The 14,961-nt window shown below is 70.9% G+C and carries 11 protein-coding genes; 2 read left to right on the top strand and 9 right to left on the bottom strand.

Going from position 1 to position 14,961, the window contains the following annotated elements; all coding sequences use genetic code 11:
* Positions 1–87: 87 nt before the first annotated feature.
* The 3 genes from TR46_RS04370 to TR46_RS04380 form a co-directional block, all read right to left on the bottom strand.
* Complete coding sequence (locus TR46_RS04370; RefSeq protein WP_042394109.1) at positions 88–1,308, bottom strand: ROK family transcriptional regulator; 1,221 nt, start codon at positions 1,306–1,308, stop codon at positions 88–90.
* Between the two features lie 226 nt (positions 1,309–1,534).
* Complete coding sequence (locus tag TR46_RS04375; RefSeq protein WP_042394113.1) at positions 1,535–2,815, bottom strand: MFS transporter; 1,281 nt, start codon at positions 2,813–2,815, stop codon at positions 1,535–1,537.
* Between the two features lie 148 nt (positions 2,816–2,963).
* Positions 2,964–4,310, bottom strand: a complete 1,347-nt coding sequence (locus TR46_RS04380) for a GH1 family beta-glucosidase (protein WP_174505089.1) — start codon at positions 4,308–4,310, stop codon at positions 2,964–2,966.
* A 93-nt stretch (positions 4,311–4,403) separates the two neighbouring features.
* On the opposite strand from TR46_RS04380, the gene TR46_RS04385 reads away from it, so the two are divergent.
* The gene (locus tag TR46_RS04385) at positions 4,404–5,021 is read left to right on the top strand and encodes a TetR/AcrR family transcriptional regulator (protein ID WP_042393700.1); all 618 of its coding nucleotides are present in this window, start codon (positions 4,404–4,406) and stop codon (positions 5,019–5,021) included.
* A gap of 63 nt (positions 5,022–5,084) precedes the next feature.
* Here TR46_RS04385 and TR46_RS04390 read toward each other — a convergent pair whose 3' ends face one another.
* Both TR46_RS04390 and acnA read right to left on the bottom strand, forming a co-directional pair.
* Positions 5,085–6,425 (bottom strand): glycoside hydrolase family 18 protein, encoded by a 1,341-nt coding sequence (locus TR46_RS04390; protein WP_042393703.1) that lies wholly within the window; start codon positions 6,423–6,425, stop codon positions 5,085–5,087.
* Positions 6,426–6,615: 190 nt separating this feature from the next.
* On the bottom strand, positions 6,616–9,339 hold the full coding sequence (gene acnA, locus TR46_RS04395; RefSeq protein WP_042393706.1) for an aconitate hydratase AcnA: 2,724 nt from the start codon (positions 9,337–9,339) through the stop codon (positions 6,616–6,618).
* 206 nt (positions 9,340–9,545) lie between these two features.
* On the opposite strand from acnA, the gene TR46_RS04400 reads away from it, so the two are divergent.
* Positions 9,546–9,746, top strand: a complete 201-nt coding sequence (locus tag TR46_RS04400; RefSeq protein WP_042393708.1) for a hypothetical protein — start codon at positions 9,546–9,548, stop codon at positions 9,744–9,746.
* A gap of 107 nt (positions 9,747–9,853) precedes the next feature.
* On the opposite strand, the gene argF is transcribed toward TR46_RS04400, so the two are convergent.
* The 4 genes from argF to TR46_RS04420 form a co-directional block, all read right to left on the bottom strand.
* Complete coding sequence (gene argF, locus TR46_RS04405; protein ID WP_042393711.1) at positions 9,854–10,855, bottom strand: ornithine carbamoyltransferase; 1,002 nt, start codon at positions 10,853–10,855, stop codon at positions 9,854–9,856.
* A gap of 107 nt (positions 10,856–10,962) precedes the next feature.
* Positions 10,963–11,481 carry a GNAT family N-acetyltransferase gene (locus tag TR46_RS04410; protein ID WP_042393714.1) on the bottom strand — a complete coding sequence of 173 codons (519 nt, stop codon included), beginning with the start codon at positions 11,479–11,481 and terminating at the stop codon, positions 10,963–10,965.
* Between the two features lie 49 nt (positions 11,482–11,530).
* A complete protein-coding gene (locus TR46_RS04415) occupies positions 11,531–14,116 on the bottom strand; it encodes a polynucleotide kinase-phosphatase (RefSeq protein WP_042393717.1) in 2,586 nt (861 codons plus the stop codon).
* A partial coding sequence (locus tag TR46_RS04420) for a 3' terminal RNA ribose 2'-O-methyltransferase Hen1 (protein WP_063770523.1) occupies positions 14,113–14,961 on the bottom strand: 849 nt, incomplete at its 5' end. The genes TR46_RS04415 and TR46_RS04420, both read right to left, overlap by 4 nt.

Raw genomic sequence — 14,961 nt, forward strand, 5'->3', positions numbered from 1 at the left:
TGCGACCGAGGTGTGAGGGAGTCAACCTCCCTGGTGAGGCTGGCGTCAATAAGTAAATCCTCACCGCCGCCAATCCGAACCTTTTCGTTATCTTCCTGAAGGCACGACCGCAACAGAACGGCCCGAATCCCTACCGTCGGTGGCCGGCAATGCCCCAGAGTCACCCATCTCCGACATGACCAGGGCCAATGCCCCGAGCACCTCGGCGCGGCCGCCCAGGGTGCCGGGGACCACCGACAGTTGGCGGGCCGCGCTGGGGATGGCGTAGCGGGCCACCGACTCCCGGATCGGGTCCAGCACCAGGTCACCGGCCTCGGCGAGGTCTCCGCCGAGGATCACCCGGCGCGGGTTCAGCAGATTGCAGAGGTTGGCGACGCCGGTGCCGATCTGCCGGCCCACGTCGGCCAGCACCCGCCTGCAGCCCAGGTCGCCGCGCTGGGCCAGCTGGACCACCTTGGACAGCGTCAGATCGGTGCCGTGGCTGCTGCTGAGCAGGTTCAGGACGTGACGTGAGCCGACGAAGGTCTCCAGGCAGCCGCGGTTGCCGCAGCGGCACACCGGGCCCGACTCGTCCAGGGTGATGTGGCCGATCTCGCCGGCCGTCCCGCCCGGTCCGCGGTAGATCTGGCCCGAGATCACCAGTCCCGCGCCGACGCCGCTGGCGACCTTGATGTAGGCCAGGTCGGAAAGGCCGCGACCGGCCCCCCAGACCAGCTCGCCGAGCGCGCCCAGGTTGGCGTCGTTGTCGACGTAGACCGGCATCCCCAGCCGGCTGGAGAGCTCGCGCCCCGGGGCGATCCCGGTCCAGCCGGGCAGGATCGCGGTGGAGCCCAGCGCCCCGGTCTCGCCGTCGATGGGCCCGGGCACGCCCAGGCCGACCCCGATCACCTTGTCCGACCGGAACCCGGTCTGCTCCAGCAGCCGGGCCACCAGCTGCTCGGCCCGGCCGAAGCCCTGGTCCGCCGAGGCGTCGGTGTCCAGCGGCTCGCTCTCCTCGGCCAGCACCCGGTGCGCCAGGTTGCCCACCGCCACCCGGAGGTGCGAGTGGCCGAAGTCCACGCCCACCACGATCCCGGCGTCGGCGCTCAGCGAGACGCTGCGGGCCCGCCGCCCGCCGGAGGAGGTCGGGGTGACCACGACCGTGCCGACGTCCTTCAGCTCGCGCACGATGTTGGACACCGTGGCGGCCGACAACCCGGTGGTCCTGGCGATCTCGGCCTGGGTCAGTGAGCCGGCCATCCGGACCGCCCTCAGCACCCGTTCCAGATTGGCCCGATGCAGAGAGGACTGCGATCCTGGCGTGTCCACGGACATGTTCCACCCTCCCAGGACCTGGCGACACGACCGTCCACCAGGGCCCGCCGCGTCATTGCGGCCAAGCTCAGTTACAACTTATGAAGCCTAAGCTCAGCCAATGGGGCGATGTCCCGTCAAGGCTGAAGGCCGATCGTTGCGAAACCTATGCCGGGATGCTGAAGGATTGGGATGATTTGCCCAGCAGGATTATTTGGTGGCGCCAGGCCGATCCGTCCGCTCAGTCGACCGAGCGGACGTTCCGGACCAGCACTCCGCCCAGCACTGTGACCACCGCCGTGGCCAGATACAGCGCGGTGTAGCCGCCCAGAAAGGCGACGATCGGCGCGGCCAGGGCGGGGGCCAGCACCTGCGGGCCCGAGTTCGCGACATTGATCACACCCAGGTCCTTGGCCCGGTCCAGGGCGGCCGGCAGCACCTGGGTCACCAGTGCCTGGTCCACCGCGAGGTAGATCCCGAAACCCGCGCCGAGGACCGCGGCGGCCAGCATCGCCGCCGTCCAGGAGTGAACGAAGGCGAGCAGGACCGCAGCCACCGCCATCACCCCGCAGCTGAGCGCCACGAACGGCTTGCGACGCCCGCGCCGGTCGGAGATCCGGCCGACCGGGACGGCGGTGGCCGCGGCGAACAGGGTGTAGATCACGGTCAGGACCAGCACGCCGGTGCCGGGGTCGCCGTAGTGGACCGAGTCGGTCAGGTAGAAGAGCAGGTAGAGCGTGCCCAGGGCGTTGCCGAGGTTGATCAGGAATCGGGTCAGCCAGGCCCAGGCGAAGTCGGGGTGGGCACCGGGGCTGATCCACAGGCCGGCCAGGATCCGGCGCAGGTCCAGTGCCGGCCGCAGCGCCCGCGGCAGCACCGGCTCGGGGAAGCGCAGCGCGAAGGGCAGTGCGAACACCACGGTGAGCAGGGCCAGAGTGCCGTAGCCGGACCAGATCCCGGTGAACAGCAGGGTGGTCAGCAGCGCGCCGAGGACCAGCCCGAAGGACTGCATGATCCCGGTCCAGCCGGAGACCTCGGCCCGCTGTCCGACCGGGACGGTGTCGGCGACCGGGGTGGTCACCCCGGCCAGCATGCCGTTCAGCCCCGCCTGGGCGACGCACCAGCCCAGGGCCACACCAGGCACCGAGTGCTGGGCTGCGGTGAGGGCGAGTCCGGCCGCCCCGGCCAGGGCGCCGCCGACGATCCAGGGGCGGCGGCGGCCCCAGCGGCTCACGGTGCGGTCCGAGAGGGCGCCGGCCAGCGGGTTGGCGAAGACGGCGACCAGCGCGCCGGCCCCGGTGACCCAGGCGAGTGCGGTCGACTTGTGCGCCGGGTCGATGTGTTCCAGCTGCAGCGGTAGCAGGATCTGGATCGGCGTCATAAAAGCCATGAAGACAGCCAGCGTGGACAGGCTCAGTGCGGCCGTCCAGCCGGCCCGGACCCGGACGGTGGGCTCACCGAGGCCTGCGGGGCCCGGCGTGCCCGGTCCGTCGAGCGGTGTGTCCACACTGAGCCCGGGCATCTGCACTCCCAACCCACCGCGCATGGAACATGAGGTGATCTCATGTTCGCGCGAGTGTAGTGGCGGCCCGGACCGCTGGGAAGGGGTCGGGGTCCGGTCCGCCACGGGGTCGGTCCGCGACGGGTCGGCCGCGGCCTGGGCGGCCGGGTCAGCCGCGGCGGTGCTCGGCGATCCGGTCGCGGTACCAGGCGTAGGAGGCCTTGGGGGTCCGGACCTGGGTCCCGAAGTCCACATGGACCAGGCCGAAGCGCTGGTGGAACCCCTCGGCCCACTCGAAGTTGTCCAGCAGCGACCAGGTGAAGTAGCCGCGGACGTCCACGCCCCGGGCCACCGCCTCGGCCACCGCGTCGATATGGTCGCGCAGGTACGTGATCCTGTCCCCGTCGTCGACCACGCCGTGCACCGGCCGGTCCGGCTGCGAGCAGCCGTTCTCGGTGACCCACAGCGGCGGCAGCGCGTCGCCGTACCGCTCCGCTGTCCCCACCAGCAGCTCGGTGAGCCCGTCCGGCACCACCGGCCAGCCGAACGCGGTGCGCGGGTACGCCTCCTCGGGCTCGGCCAGATCGAAGGGCAGCGGGCCCCCCGGGGTCTCCGGCGCCTTGATCCAGGTCGGGTTGTAGTAGTTGAGACCCAGGCCGTCCAGCGGTGCGGCGATGGCCGCCAGGTCGCCGTCCCGGATCAGGCCGCCCCAACCCGGGTCGGCCACACCGTAGTCGGAGAGGTCGGGATAGCGGCCGAGCAGCAGCGGATCGTTGAACAGCCGGTTGTGCAGGTTGTCGTAGGCCCCGGCGGCCGCGAGGTCCGCGGCGGTCCCGGCGGCCGGGCGGACCGGCGTGCAGTTGTTGGCGATCAGCACCTGCCCGGCGCCGTGCGCCCGCAGTGCGGCCACCGCCAGTCCGTGGGCCAGCAGTTGGTGGTGCGCCGCCGGGAGCGCGTCCAGCATCAGCGCCCGGCCGGGGGCGTGGACGCCGAAGGCGTAGCCGTAGGCCATGTGCACGAACGGTTCGTTGAGGGTGATCCAGCGGCCGACCCGGTCGGCCAGGCGGTCCGCGGTGACCGCCGCGTACTCGGCGAAGCGGTGCGCGGTGTCCCGGTTCAGCCAGCCGTTCTGCTGCTCCAGGACCTGCGGGAGGTCCCAGTGGTACAGCGTCGGGACGGGGTCGATCCCGGCCCCGAGCAGTTCGTCCACCAGCCGGTCGTAGAAGTCCAGGCCGGCCTGGTTGACCCGGCCGGAGCCGGTCGGCAGGATCCGCGGCCAGGAGACCGAGAAGCGGTAGGCGTCCAGGCCGAGGCCCTTCATCAGGGCCACGTCCTCGGGGAAGCGGTGGTAGTGGTCGCAGGCGGTGTCGCCGGTGTGGCCGTCGCGGACCGCGTCCGGACGCCGGGCGAAGGTGTCCCAGACCGAATCGCCCCTGCCGTCCTCGTGGGCCGCGCCCTCGATCTGGTAGGCGGAGGTGGAGGCGCCCCAGGTGAACGAGGCTGGAAGCTGCGGCATCGGCGATCCACTCCTTGGCAGTTCTCGACAAACATGAGCTTCATTCGTGTTCACTGTTCGCCAACGCTACACCCGATCCGGCAGAGTGGGGGCATGCACACCGCAGTACGCCGCCGTCCCGTCCAGCGCCGCAGCCTGGAGCGCTTCGAGCGGATCCTGGACTCCTGCGCCGAGCTCCTGGACGAGGTCGGCTACACCGCCCTCACCACCAAGGAGGTGGCCCGCCGGGCGCAGGTGCCGATCGGCACCCTGTACCAGTTCTTCCCCGGCGTCGAGGGGCTGCTCGGCGCGCTCGCCGAGCGCAATCTGGAGCACTTCACCGACCGGCTGGCCCGCCGGGTCGAGGCCGAGCAGCCCGCCCACGCCGGCGCGCTGGTCGACCTGGCGGTCGAGGAGTACGTCGCCATGCACCGCTCCGTCCCCGGCTTCGGGGTGGTGGACTTCGGCGCGGTCGGCATCACCGAGGACGAGCACAACCTGCATCTGCTCGACGAGGTGCTGGACAACAACTCGGCGGTGGCCGAACGCCTGTGGACCTTCGCCGCCGACCTGCTGGGCACCGGCGGCGACCGCCCCGACCCGAGGCTCTCCCTGCGCATCGCGCTGGAGTGCGCGGACGCCGTCCTCCGCCTCGCGTTCCGCACCGATCCCGAGGGCGACCCGGCCCTGATCGCCGAGTGCAAGCGGCTGCTGCGCGGCTACCTGTCCTGACGCCGTGGACGCCGAGTGCCCGCCGCGAGGTCCTCCACGCGGCGGGCACGGCATGTTCTGCTGTCAGAAGCCGGTGTTCAGGCCCTTGTTGAGGGCGCCCATCAGGTCGCCGGACGCGGTGTCGTTGTCCAGCGACCAGGCCATCACGCCGCCGAGGCCGAGCCAGCGGGAGTAGGCGGCCTTGCTCTCCAGCACCTGCGGGGTGTCGTAGCTGTAGAAGGACTGGGTGGCCGCGTCGTACTTGGTGCTCGCGCCGGTGACCCAGTTGTAGTGCAGCGTGCCGGGGGTGTTGACCAGGGTGTTGTACGGGATGCTGCCGAGGGTGCCGGTGGCCGGCTGGTACAGGCCGTTGTTCTTGGGGCCGACGCCGCTCCAGCCGTAGCCGTAGAAGGGCGTGCCCAGCACGATCTTCCTGGCGGGGACGCCGTGGCTGAGGTAGTCGCCGAGCACGCCGTCGATGCTGTAGTTGAGGTCGGTCGCCTTGGCCGGGTCGTTGGGCGCCTGGTGCAGGTTGGCCGTGTCATTGGTCGGCCCGGTCGCCTCCCAGCTGCCGTGGAAGTCGTAGTTCATCAGGTTGAACCAGTCCACCGACTTGGCGGCCGTGGACAGTTCGAGCTGCGCGGCCTTGGGCCGGCCGGCCGAGGTGTCGGCGGTGAGCAGGTAGTGCTTGCCGGTCTGCTGGCCCAGAGCGTCCAGCTGCCTGCGGAACTCCTGGAGCAGCAGGGTGAAGTTGTGGCCGTCCTGGGGGCTGGCCTGGTTGCCGACGTTGCCGCCGCCGCCCGGGTACTCCCAGTCGATGTCGATGCCGTCGAAGATGTCCGCCGCCGCGCCCTGGCCGCCGTTGACGCCGTCCAGCACCGGCAGGTCGCCCTTGATGAACTGGTCGATGCAGGAGGAGGCCAGCTTGGCCCGGGACTCCGGGGTGGCCGCCGCGCTGGAGAAGTAGGCGGACCAGGTCCAGCCGCCCAGGGTGATCATCGGGTGCAGCTGCGGGTACTTCGCCTTGAGCTCGCGGAGCTGGTTGAAGTTGCCCTTCAGCGGCTGGGCGGCGGTGTCCGCGACGCCGTCGACCGCCTCGTCGGCGCCGACCGGGCGCTGGTAGTCGGCCCAGGCGTCGCCCTGGCCGGCCTGGTTGGCCTCGAAGCAGGTGCCGTCCGAACCGACGTTGCCGAAGGCGTAGTTGAGTGTGGTGAGTTTCGCGGCCTGGCCGCTGGTGTCGACCTTCTTGGCCGAGAAACCGCTGTAGATGGACCACTGGGTGAAGAACCCGACCCGCTGGCCCACCAGGGCCGGTGACGAGGGATGGGCGGAGGCGCTGGGACCGGCCGCGAGCACGGTGCCGGTGGCGAGCGCGAGAACGGTGAGCAGCCCGGTGGCCTTGTGGCCGGAGACGGACAGACGCATGAGCGACCCTCTCAGGGGGTGAGCAGCGCAAAAATTGGTCTGGACCAAGTGAAGAACAGGTATAGGCCAATCACCAGGTTGAGCACAAGAGGTGAAGAGGAAACAGCAGTGCCCCCGCCGGGGTTCCGGCGGGGGCACTGCTGTCTCAGGCGGGTGCTACGGGTACTGCCTTGTTGCTGCTTGCTTGCTGCTACTTGGCGATGAGCGACCGCAGCACGTACTGCAGGATGCCGCCGTTGCGGTAGTAGTCGGCCTCACCGGGGGTATCGATGCGGACCTTGGCGTCGAACTCGATGTCGCCCGCCTTGACCTTCACGGTGTCCGGGATGCCGCCGTCGTTGAGCGCGGTCACGCCGGTGATGGAGAAGGTCTCCTCGCCGGTCAGGCCCAGGCTGTCGGCGTTGGCGCCCTCGGGGAACTGCAGCGGCAGCACGCCCATGCCGATCAGGTTGGAGCGGTGGATGCGCTCGTAGGACTCGGCGACCACGGCCTTGACGCCCAGCAGCGCGGTGCCCTTGGCGGCCCAGTCGCGGGACGAGCCCGAGCCGTACTCCTTGCCGGCCAGGATCACCAGCGGGACGCCGGCCGCCTGGTAGTTCTGCGCGGCGTCGTAGATGAACGACACCGGCGCCCCTCCGTCACCTTCAGCGGACCGGGTGAAGTCGCGGGTGTAGCCGCCCTCGGTACCGGGCGCGATCTGGTTGCGCAGCCGGATGTTGGCGAAGGTGCCGCGGATCATCACCTCGTGGTTGCCGCGGCGCGAGCCGTAGGAGTTGAAGTCGCGCTTCTCCACACCGTGCTCGGTGAGGTACTGCGCGGCCGGGGTGCCCGGCTTGATGTTGCCGGCCGGGGAGATGTGGTCGGTGGTGACCGAGTCGCCCAGCTTGGCCAGCACCCGCGCGCCGGCGATGTCCACGACCGGGCTCGGCTCGTGCGCCATGCCCTCGAAGTACGGGGGCTTGCGGACGTAGGTGGACTCGCTGTCCCACTCGAAGGTGTTGCCGGTGGGGATCGGCAGCGACTGCCAGCGCTGGTCGCCGGCGAAGACGTCCGCGTAGTCCCTGGTGAACATGGACTGGTCGATCGAGGAGGCCACGACTTCGGCGATCTCCTGCTCGGTCGGCCAGATGTCGGCCAGGTAGACCGGCTTGCCGTCGGCGTCGGTGCCCAGGGCGTCCCGGGTGATGTCGACGTTCATGTTGCCGGCGATGGCGTAGGCGACCACCAGCGGCGGCGAGGCCAGGTAGTTCATCTTGACGTCGGGGTTGATCCGGCCCTCGAAGTTGCGGTTGCCGGAGAGCACCGAGACGGCGGCCAGGTCGTGCTCGTTGACGGCGGCCGAGACCTCCTCGGGCAGCGGGCCCGAGTTGCCGATGCAGGTGACGCAGCCGTAGCCGACCAGGTTGAAGCCCAGCTTCTCCATGTAGGGGAGCAGGCCGGCCTTCTCGTAGTAGTCCATGACGACCTTGGACCCGGGGGCCAGCGTGGTCTTCACCCAGGGCTTGGCGTGCAGGCCCTTCTCCACGGCCTTCTTGGCGAGCAGGGCGGCGCCGAGCATCACCGAGGGGTTGGAGGTGTTGGTGCAGGAGGTGATCGAGGCGATCACGACCGCGCCGTTGTCGATCTCGTAGCTGGTGCCGTCGGCGGCGGTGACCAGGGTCGGCTTGTGGATGCCGTTGCCACCGGCCGGGACGTCGGAGGCCGGGAAGGACTCCTTGCCCGCCTCGTCGTCCAGGGTGATGTAGTCGCGGACGGCGCTGCGGAACTTGTCGGCGGCCTCGGAGAGGACCACCCGGTCCTGCGGGCGCTTGGGGCCGGCGATCGACGGGACCACGGTGGCCAGGTCCAGCTCCAGGTACTCGGAGTAGACCGGCTCGACCGACGGGTCGTGCCACAGGCCCTGGGCCTTGGCGTAAGCCTCGACCAGGGCCAACTGCTGCTCGCTGCGGCCGGTCAGCTTCAGGTAGGAGATGGTCTCGGCGTCGATCGGGAAGATGGCGCAGGTGGAGCCGAACTCCGGCGACATGTTGCCGATGGTGGCGCGGTTGGCCAGCGGGATGGAGCCGACGCCCTCGCCGTAGAACTCGACGAACTTGCCGACCACGCCGTGCTTGCGCAGCATCTCGGTGATGGTGAGCACCAGGTCGGTGGCGGTGGCACCGGCCGGCAGAGCGCCGTTGAGCTTGAAGCCGACCACGCGCGGGATCAGCATGGAGACGGGCTGGCCCAGCATCGCGGCCTCGGCCTCGATGCCGCCGACGCCCCAGCCCAGCACGCCCAGGCCGTTGACCATGGTGGTGTGCGAGTCGGTGCCGACACAGGTGTCGGGGTAGGCCTGGCCGTTGCGGACCATGACCGTGCGGGCCAGGTGCTCGATGTTGACCTGGTGCACGATGCCGGTGCCCGGGGGGACGACCTTGAACTCGTCGAAGGCGGTCTGGCCCCAGCGCAGGAACTGGTAGCGCTCCTTGTTGCGGCCGTACTCGATCTCGACGTTCTGCGCGAAGGAGTCCTTGGTGCCGAACTTGTCGGCGATGACCGAGTGGTCGATGACCAGCTCGGCCGGGGCCAGCGGGTTGATCTTCGCCGGGTCGCCGCCGAGCTCCTTGACGGCCTCGCGCATGGTGGCCAGGTCGACGACACAGGGCACACCGGTGAAGTCCTGCATGATCACGCGGGCGGGCGTGAACTGGATCTCCTGGCTGGGCTGGGCGGTGGCGTCCCAACCGCCCAGCGCGCGGATGTGGTCGGCGGTGATGTTGGCGCCGTCCTCGGTGCGGAGCAGGTTCTCCAGGAGCACCTTCAGGCTGTAGGGGAGGCGCTCGGCGCCTTCTACCTTGTCCAGCTTGAAGATCTCGTACGACTCGTCGCCCACCTGCAGCGAGCTGCGGGCGTCGAAGCTGTTGGCGGACACGACTGTCTCCCTGGTGTCTCTGGTGTTGACGTCAGCGCGGTCACACTGAGGATATCTTGATGTCGAGATAACCATAGTGCATCCGCGCCGACGCAGAGAAGTAAGGACACCCTCACCACGGGGCCCCTGAGCTGAGCGGAAGGCCGGGGCGTACCGTGACAACCGAGTGGTCCGGACGCACCGTGACGAGATCGTGAGGGACACCCATGAGCAGCGTGTGGAACGGCATCGGCGACGCACTGGGCACGATCATGAACGTGACCAGCGATGTGGCCCTGACCGGGTTCCTGGTGGTGCTGGGGCTGCTGGTGGTCGCGGTGCCGCTGTACATGGTCTACGCGGTGGTCAGCAGCGCGAGGCCGGCGGCGCGGAAGCAGCCCCCCGCACCCGCCGGCACGCGCCGGTAACGGCCGGTACGCGCCGGTAACGGCCGGTACGCGACAGCGGGCACCGGCGGCAGCCGGTACCCGCCGCAGTCGACGTCGGCAGCAGTCGGCACCGGCGGCAGTCGGACTCAGTCGCCGAGGGTGGCGACCAGGATCGCCTTGATGGTGTGCAGCCGGTTCTCGGCCTGGTCGAAGACCACCGAGTGCTCGGACTCGAACAGCTCGTCGGTCACCTCCAGCTCGGTCATCCCGGTGCTGGCGTGCAGTTGCCGGGCGACCTCGGTGTCCAGGTCGTGGAAGGCCGGGAGGCAGTGCAGGAACTTCACGGCCGGGTTGCCGGTGGCCCGGACGGTGTCCATGGAGACCTGGTACGGCGTCAGCAGTTCGATCCGCTCGGCCCAGACCTCCTTGGGCTCGCCCATGGAGACCCAGACGTCGGTGTAGAGGAAGTCCGCGCCGAGCACGCCCTTCGCGACGTCCGCGGTGAGGGTGATTCGCGCCCCGGTGCGCTCGGCCAGGGCCGCCGCCTCGGCCCGGACCTCGGCGGACGGCCAGAGCTGCTCGGGGGCGACGATCCGGATGTCCATGCCCAGCAGCGCGCCGGTGACCAGCAGCGAGTTGCCCATGTTGTTGCGGGCGTCGCCCAGGTAGGCGAGGGCGACCCGGGGCAGCGGCTTGGTGCTGTGCTCCTGGATCGTCAGCACGTCCGCGAGCATCTGGGTGGGGTGCCACTCGTCGGTCAGCCCGTTCCAGACCGGGACGCCGGCGTGGGCGGCCAGCTCCTCGACGACCTGCTGGCCGTGGCCCCGGTACTGGATGCCGTCGAACATGCGCCCGAGAACCCTGGCGGTGTCCTTGATCGACTCCTTGGCGCCCAGGTGCGAGCCGCTGGGGTCGAGGTAGGTGGTGCGCGCGCCCTGGTCCGCGGCGGCGACCTCGAAGGAGCAGCGGGTCCGGGTGGAGCCCTTCTCGAAGACCAGGGCGATGTTCTTGCCGCGCAGCCGGGGCTGTTCGGTGCCCGCGTACTTGGCCGCCTTCAGCTGGGCCGACAGGTCGAGCAGGAAGCGGAACTCCTGGGGGGTGAAGTCCAGCTCCTTGAGGAAGTGCCGGTGCCGAAGGTTGAAGGCCATGGCGGTCTCCTGGGGTGACGGGGCGGGTGAGGTATTCGGGCCGATTCAGCAATTCTATACGCAGCTCGGCATGAATATGCGATCAGCCCCCTCAGATGCCCCTCGGCTCACCGGAGCGGCAGCTCCATCTCGTACTCCTGGGCCGAGGGGTCCAGCGGGTAGGGGACGGTCCTTCCGGTACGGACGAAGCCGCGGCGCTCGTAGTAGGCGATCGCCCGGGCGTTGGACTCGTGCACCTCCAGCAGCAGCCGCGAGGCCCCGGAGGAGTCGCGGGCCCAGCCGGTCACGGCGTCCAGCAGCGCGTCGGTGACACCGAGCCTGCCACCGCGGTGGTCCGGGTGCACCCAGACGCCGACCAGCCAGGCGGTGTCCGGGCTGTCCTCGGGGACGTAGCCGTTCATCCCGCCGACCCAGGCGCCGGTGGCCCGCTCCACGGCGGAGTAGGACGTGCTGCCGGGGCGGGTGCCCCGGCCGGCCCGCTCGGTCCACTCCGCCGCGGTGCAGGCCACTGCCTGCTCGTAGGTCTCCAGATACGCCATCGGGGTGTCCTGGAGCATGGCCAGCCGCATGCTGCGGACCTGTTCGGCGTCCTCGGGCCGGACGAGGTGGATGCGGTAGTCGGACATGCTGCTCCTCGCTGGGGTCGTCCGCTGTGCTTCGTGCGTCGTGCAGTGGTCAGAGCCGGGGGTCGACCGGCTCCGACTCCAGGGCCAGTACGGCGAAGACCGCCTCGTGGACCCGCCAGAGCGGCTCGCCCCCGGCCAGGCGGTCCAGTGCCTCCAGGCCGAGGGCGTACTCGCGCAGGGCGAGCGAGCGCTTGTGGCCCAGGCTGCGCGAGCGGAGTCGGTCGAGATTGGCCGGGAGGGTGTAGTCGGGGCCGTAGATGATCCGCAGGTACTCGCGGCCCCTGACCTTCACGCCGGGCTGCACCAGCCGTCCGCCCTCGGGACGCACCAGCGAGGCCAGCGGCTTGACCACCATGCCCTCTCCCCCGGCCGCGGTCAGCTCCTCCCACCAGCGCACGGCGGCGGCGGTGGACTCCTCGTCGGCGGTGTCGACCAGCAGTCGGCCGGTGCGCCGGAGCAGCCCGGCCTCGTCCGCTGCGACGAGTGCGTCGATCCAGGCGAGATGCTGGTCGTGCGGACGGACCGCCAGGTTGGCTCCCTCCGCGGCGAGGATCTGGAACGGCGCCAGCTTGATCCCTTCCAGGCCCTCAACCGGCCAGCAGTACTGCCGGTACGCCTCGGTGAAGGCTGCGGCATCCGCCCGGCGGGCCTCCTGGCGGACCGTCAGCCCATCCGTCTCCACCCCGCGTGCGCGAGCGGCGTGCAGAGCGGCGAGGGCCTCGGGAAGAACCGCCCCGGCGGCCGCACCGACCGCGGCGTACTGGCGCTTGAGCAGGCCGAGCGCCTTGAGCGACCAGGGCATCAGCTCGGCGTCCAGCAGCAGCCAGTCGCTGCCGAGCTCGTCGAACAGCCCGGCGGTGACCGCCGCGGAGCGCAGCCGGTCCAGGACCGCCGAGGTCAGTGCCTCGTCGTCGAGGAAGGCCCGCCCGGTGCGGGTCCAGATCGCACCGCCGGTGGACACGCCGAAGCGCTTCTCCAGGGCGGCGCCGTCCGCGTCGCGGCCCAGCAGGACCACGGCGCGCGAGCCCATGTGCTTCTCCTCGCACACCACCTGGCGCACCCCGTCGGCGAGGAAGCCGGCGAAGGCCTCCTCGGGGTGCTCCAGCCAGCCGTCCCGGCATGAGGTCGGGACGGGGGCCATGGTCGGCGGCAGATAGGGGAGCAGCCGCGGGTCCAGCGCGAAGCGGCTCATCACCTCCAGCGCGGCTGCGGCATTCTCCTCCTTGACGGCGACCCGGCCGTGGTTGGCGGTCTCCACGATCCGGCGGCCCTGGACGTCGGACAGTGCCAGCGGACGGCCCTCGCGTGCCCCCGGGGCGTCGGTGATCAGCGGGCGCACCGGCTCGTACCAGACCTGCTCGGCCTCGACCTCGACCAGCTCCCGCTCGGGGTAGCGCAGCGCGGTCATGGAACCGCCGAAGACCGCGCCGGTGTCCAGGCAGATGGTGTTGTTGACGAAGTTCGCGGTGGGCGTCGGGGTGTGGCCGTAGACGACCAGGGCGCGGCCCCGGTACTCCTCGGCCCACGGATAGCGCACCGGCAGCCCGTACTCGTCGGTCTCACCGGTGGTGTCCCCGTACAGCGCGTGCGAGCGGACCCGGCCCGAGGTGCGGCCGTGGTACTTCTCGGGCAGCCCGGCGTGGCAGACCACCAGCCGGCCGTCGTCCAGCAGGTAGTGGCTGACCAGCCCGTCGATGAAGGCGCGCACCTCGGTGACGAACCCGGCCGGCTCCGCGGCGAGCTGGTCCAGCGACTCCTGCAGCCCGTGGCTGACCGTCACCTTGCGTCCGGAGAGCGCGCGGCCGAGCTTGTTCTCGTGGTTGCCGGGGACGCACAGCGCGTGCCCGGCCGCGACCATCCCCATGACCAGCCGCAGCACGCCCGGGGTGTCCGGGCCGCGGTCGACCAGGTCGCCGACGAACACCGCGGTGCGGCCCTGCGGGTGCGCGGCGTCGACTGCGCGGCCCTCGGCGTCCCGGGTGACGGTGTAGCCGAGCCGGCCGAGCAGGGTGACCAGCTCGGAGCGGCAGCCGTGGATGTCGCCGACGACGTCGAACGGGCCGGTGAGGTGCCGCAGGTCGTTGTAGCGCTTCTCGTAGACGATCTCGGCGGCCTCGACCTCGGCCTCGCCGCGCAGCAGGTGCACCTTGCGGAAGCCCTCGCGCTCCAGGAACTTCAGCGAGCGGCGCAGTTCCCGCTGCTGACGCGGGATCACATGCGGGCTGAAGCCGGCCCGGTCCGGACGCAGCGCGTTGCGCTCGGCGCACACCCGCTCCGGGACGTCCAGTACGACGGCGACCGGCAGCACGTCGTACTCCCGGGCCAGGTCCACCAGCCGGCGCCGGGCCTCGGGCTGGACGTTGGTGGCGTCCACGACCGTGAGCCGGCCGGCGGCCAGGCGCTTTCCGGCGATGTAGTGGAGGACGTCGAAGGCGTCCTTGGTCGCCGACTGGTCGTTGCGGTCGTCGGAGACCAGGCCACGGCAGTGGTCCGAGGAGACCACCTGGGTGGGCAGGAAGTGCCGGGCGGCGAAGCTGGACTTGCCCGAGCCGGTGGTGCCGACCAGCACGACCAGGGACAGGTCGGGCACGGGGAGCCGGCGCTTCTGCGGGGTCGCCGTGGTCTCGTCGCTCATCGGGGGGCTACTTCCGGAGTAGGTGCTGTCGTGACGGTGGTGCGGGTGAAGGTGGCGAGCTGGGTCGGCGGACCGACCTCGGGGTCGTCGGGGCCGACCGGGGCGAAGCCGACGGTGTAGCCGTAGCGCTCGGCGACCTGGTCGGCCCAGGCCCTGAATTCGGCCCGGTCCCACTCGAAGCGGTGGTCGGCATGGCGGACGTGTCCGGCCGGGAGGGACTCCCAGCGGACGTTGTACTCGGCGTTCGGCGTGGTCACCACGACCGTGCCGGGACGGGCCGCGCCGAACACGGCGTACTCCAGCGCGGGCAGCCGGGGCGGGTCGACATGCTCGACCACCTCGGACAGCACCGCGGCGTCGTAGCCGGTCAGCCGGGCGTCGGTGTAGGTGAGCGCGCCCTGGACCAGGCGGACCCGGGCGGACTGGCGCTCGGACATCCGGTCCAGGTGCAGCCGGCGCGCGGCGATGGCCAGGGCGCGCGAGGACACGTCCACGCCCAGCACCTCGGTGATCCGGGGCTCCTTGAGCAGGGCGCCGACCAGGCTCCCCTCGCCGCAGCCCAGGTCCGCCACCCGGGTCGCCCCGGCGGCACGCAGCGCCTCGACGACGGCGGTGCGGCGCTGGACGGCCAGCGGGGTCGGCTTCTCCTCGACCTCCTCGGCCTCCGTCTCCACCTCGGGGACGGCGTTGTCGATCTCCTCAAGCTCGCGGTCGTCGGCCTCGGCGAGCCGGGCCAGCTCCAGCCGCTCCATCGCGCTGCGCGCCAGCGACCACCGGCGGGCCAGGTAGCGACGGGTGATCAGACCCAGCTCGGGATGGCCGCCGAGCCAACCCCCCTCCCGTCG

Origin of the sequence: Streptacidiphilus carbonis (genome assembly GCF_000787775.1) — a bacterium.
Lineage (GTDB): Bacteria > Actinomycetota > Actinomycetes > Streptomycetales > Streptomycetaceae > Streptacidiphilus > Streptacidiphilus carbonis.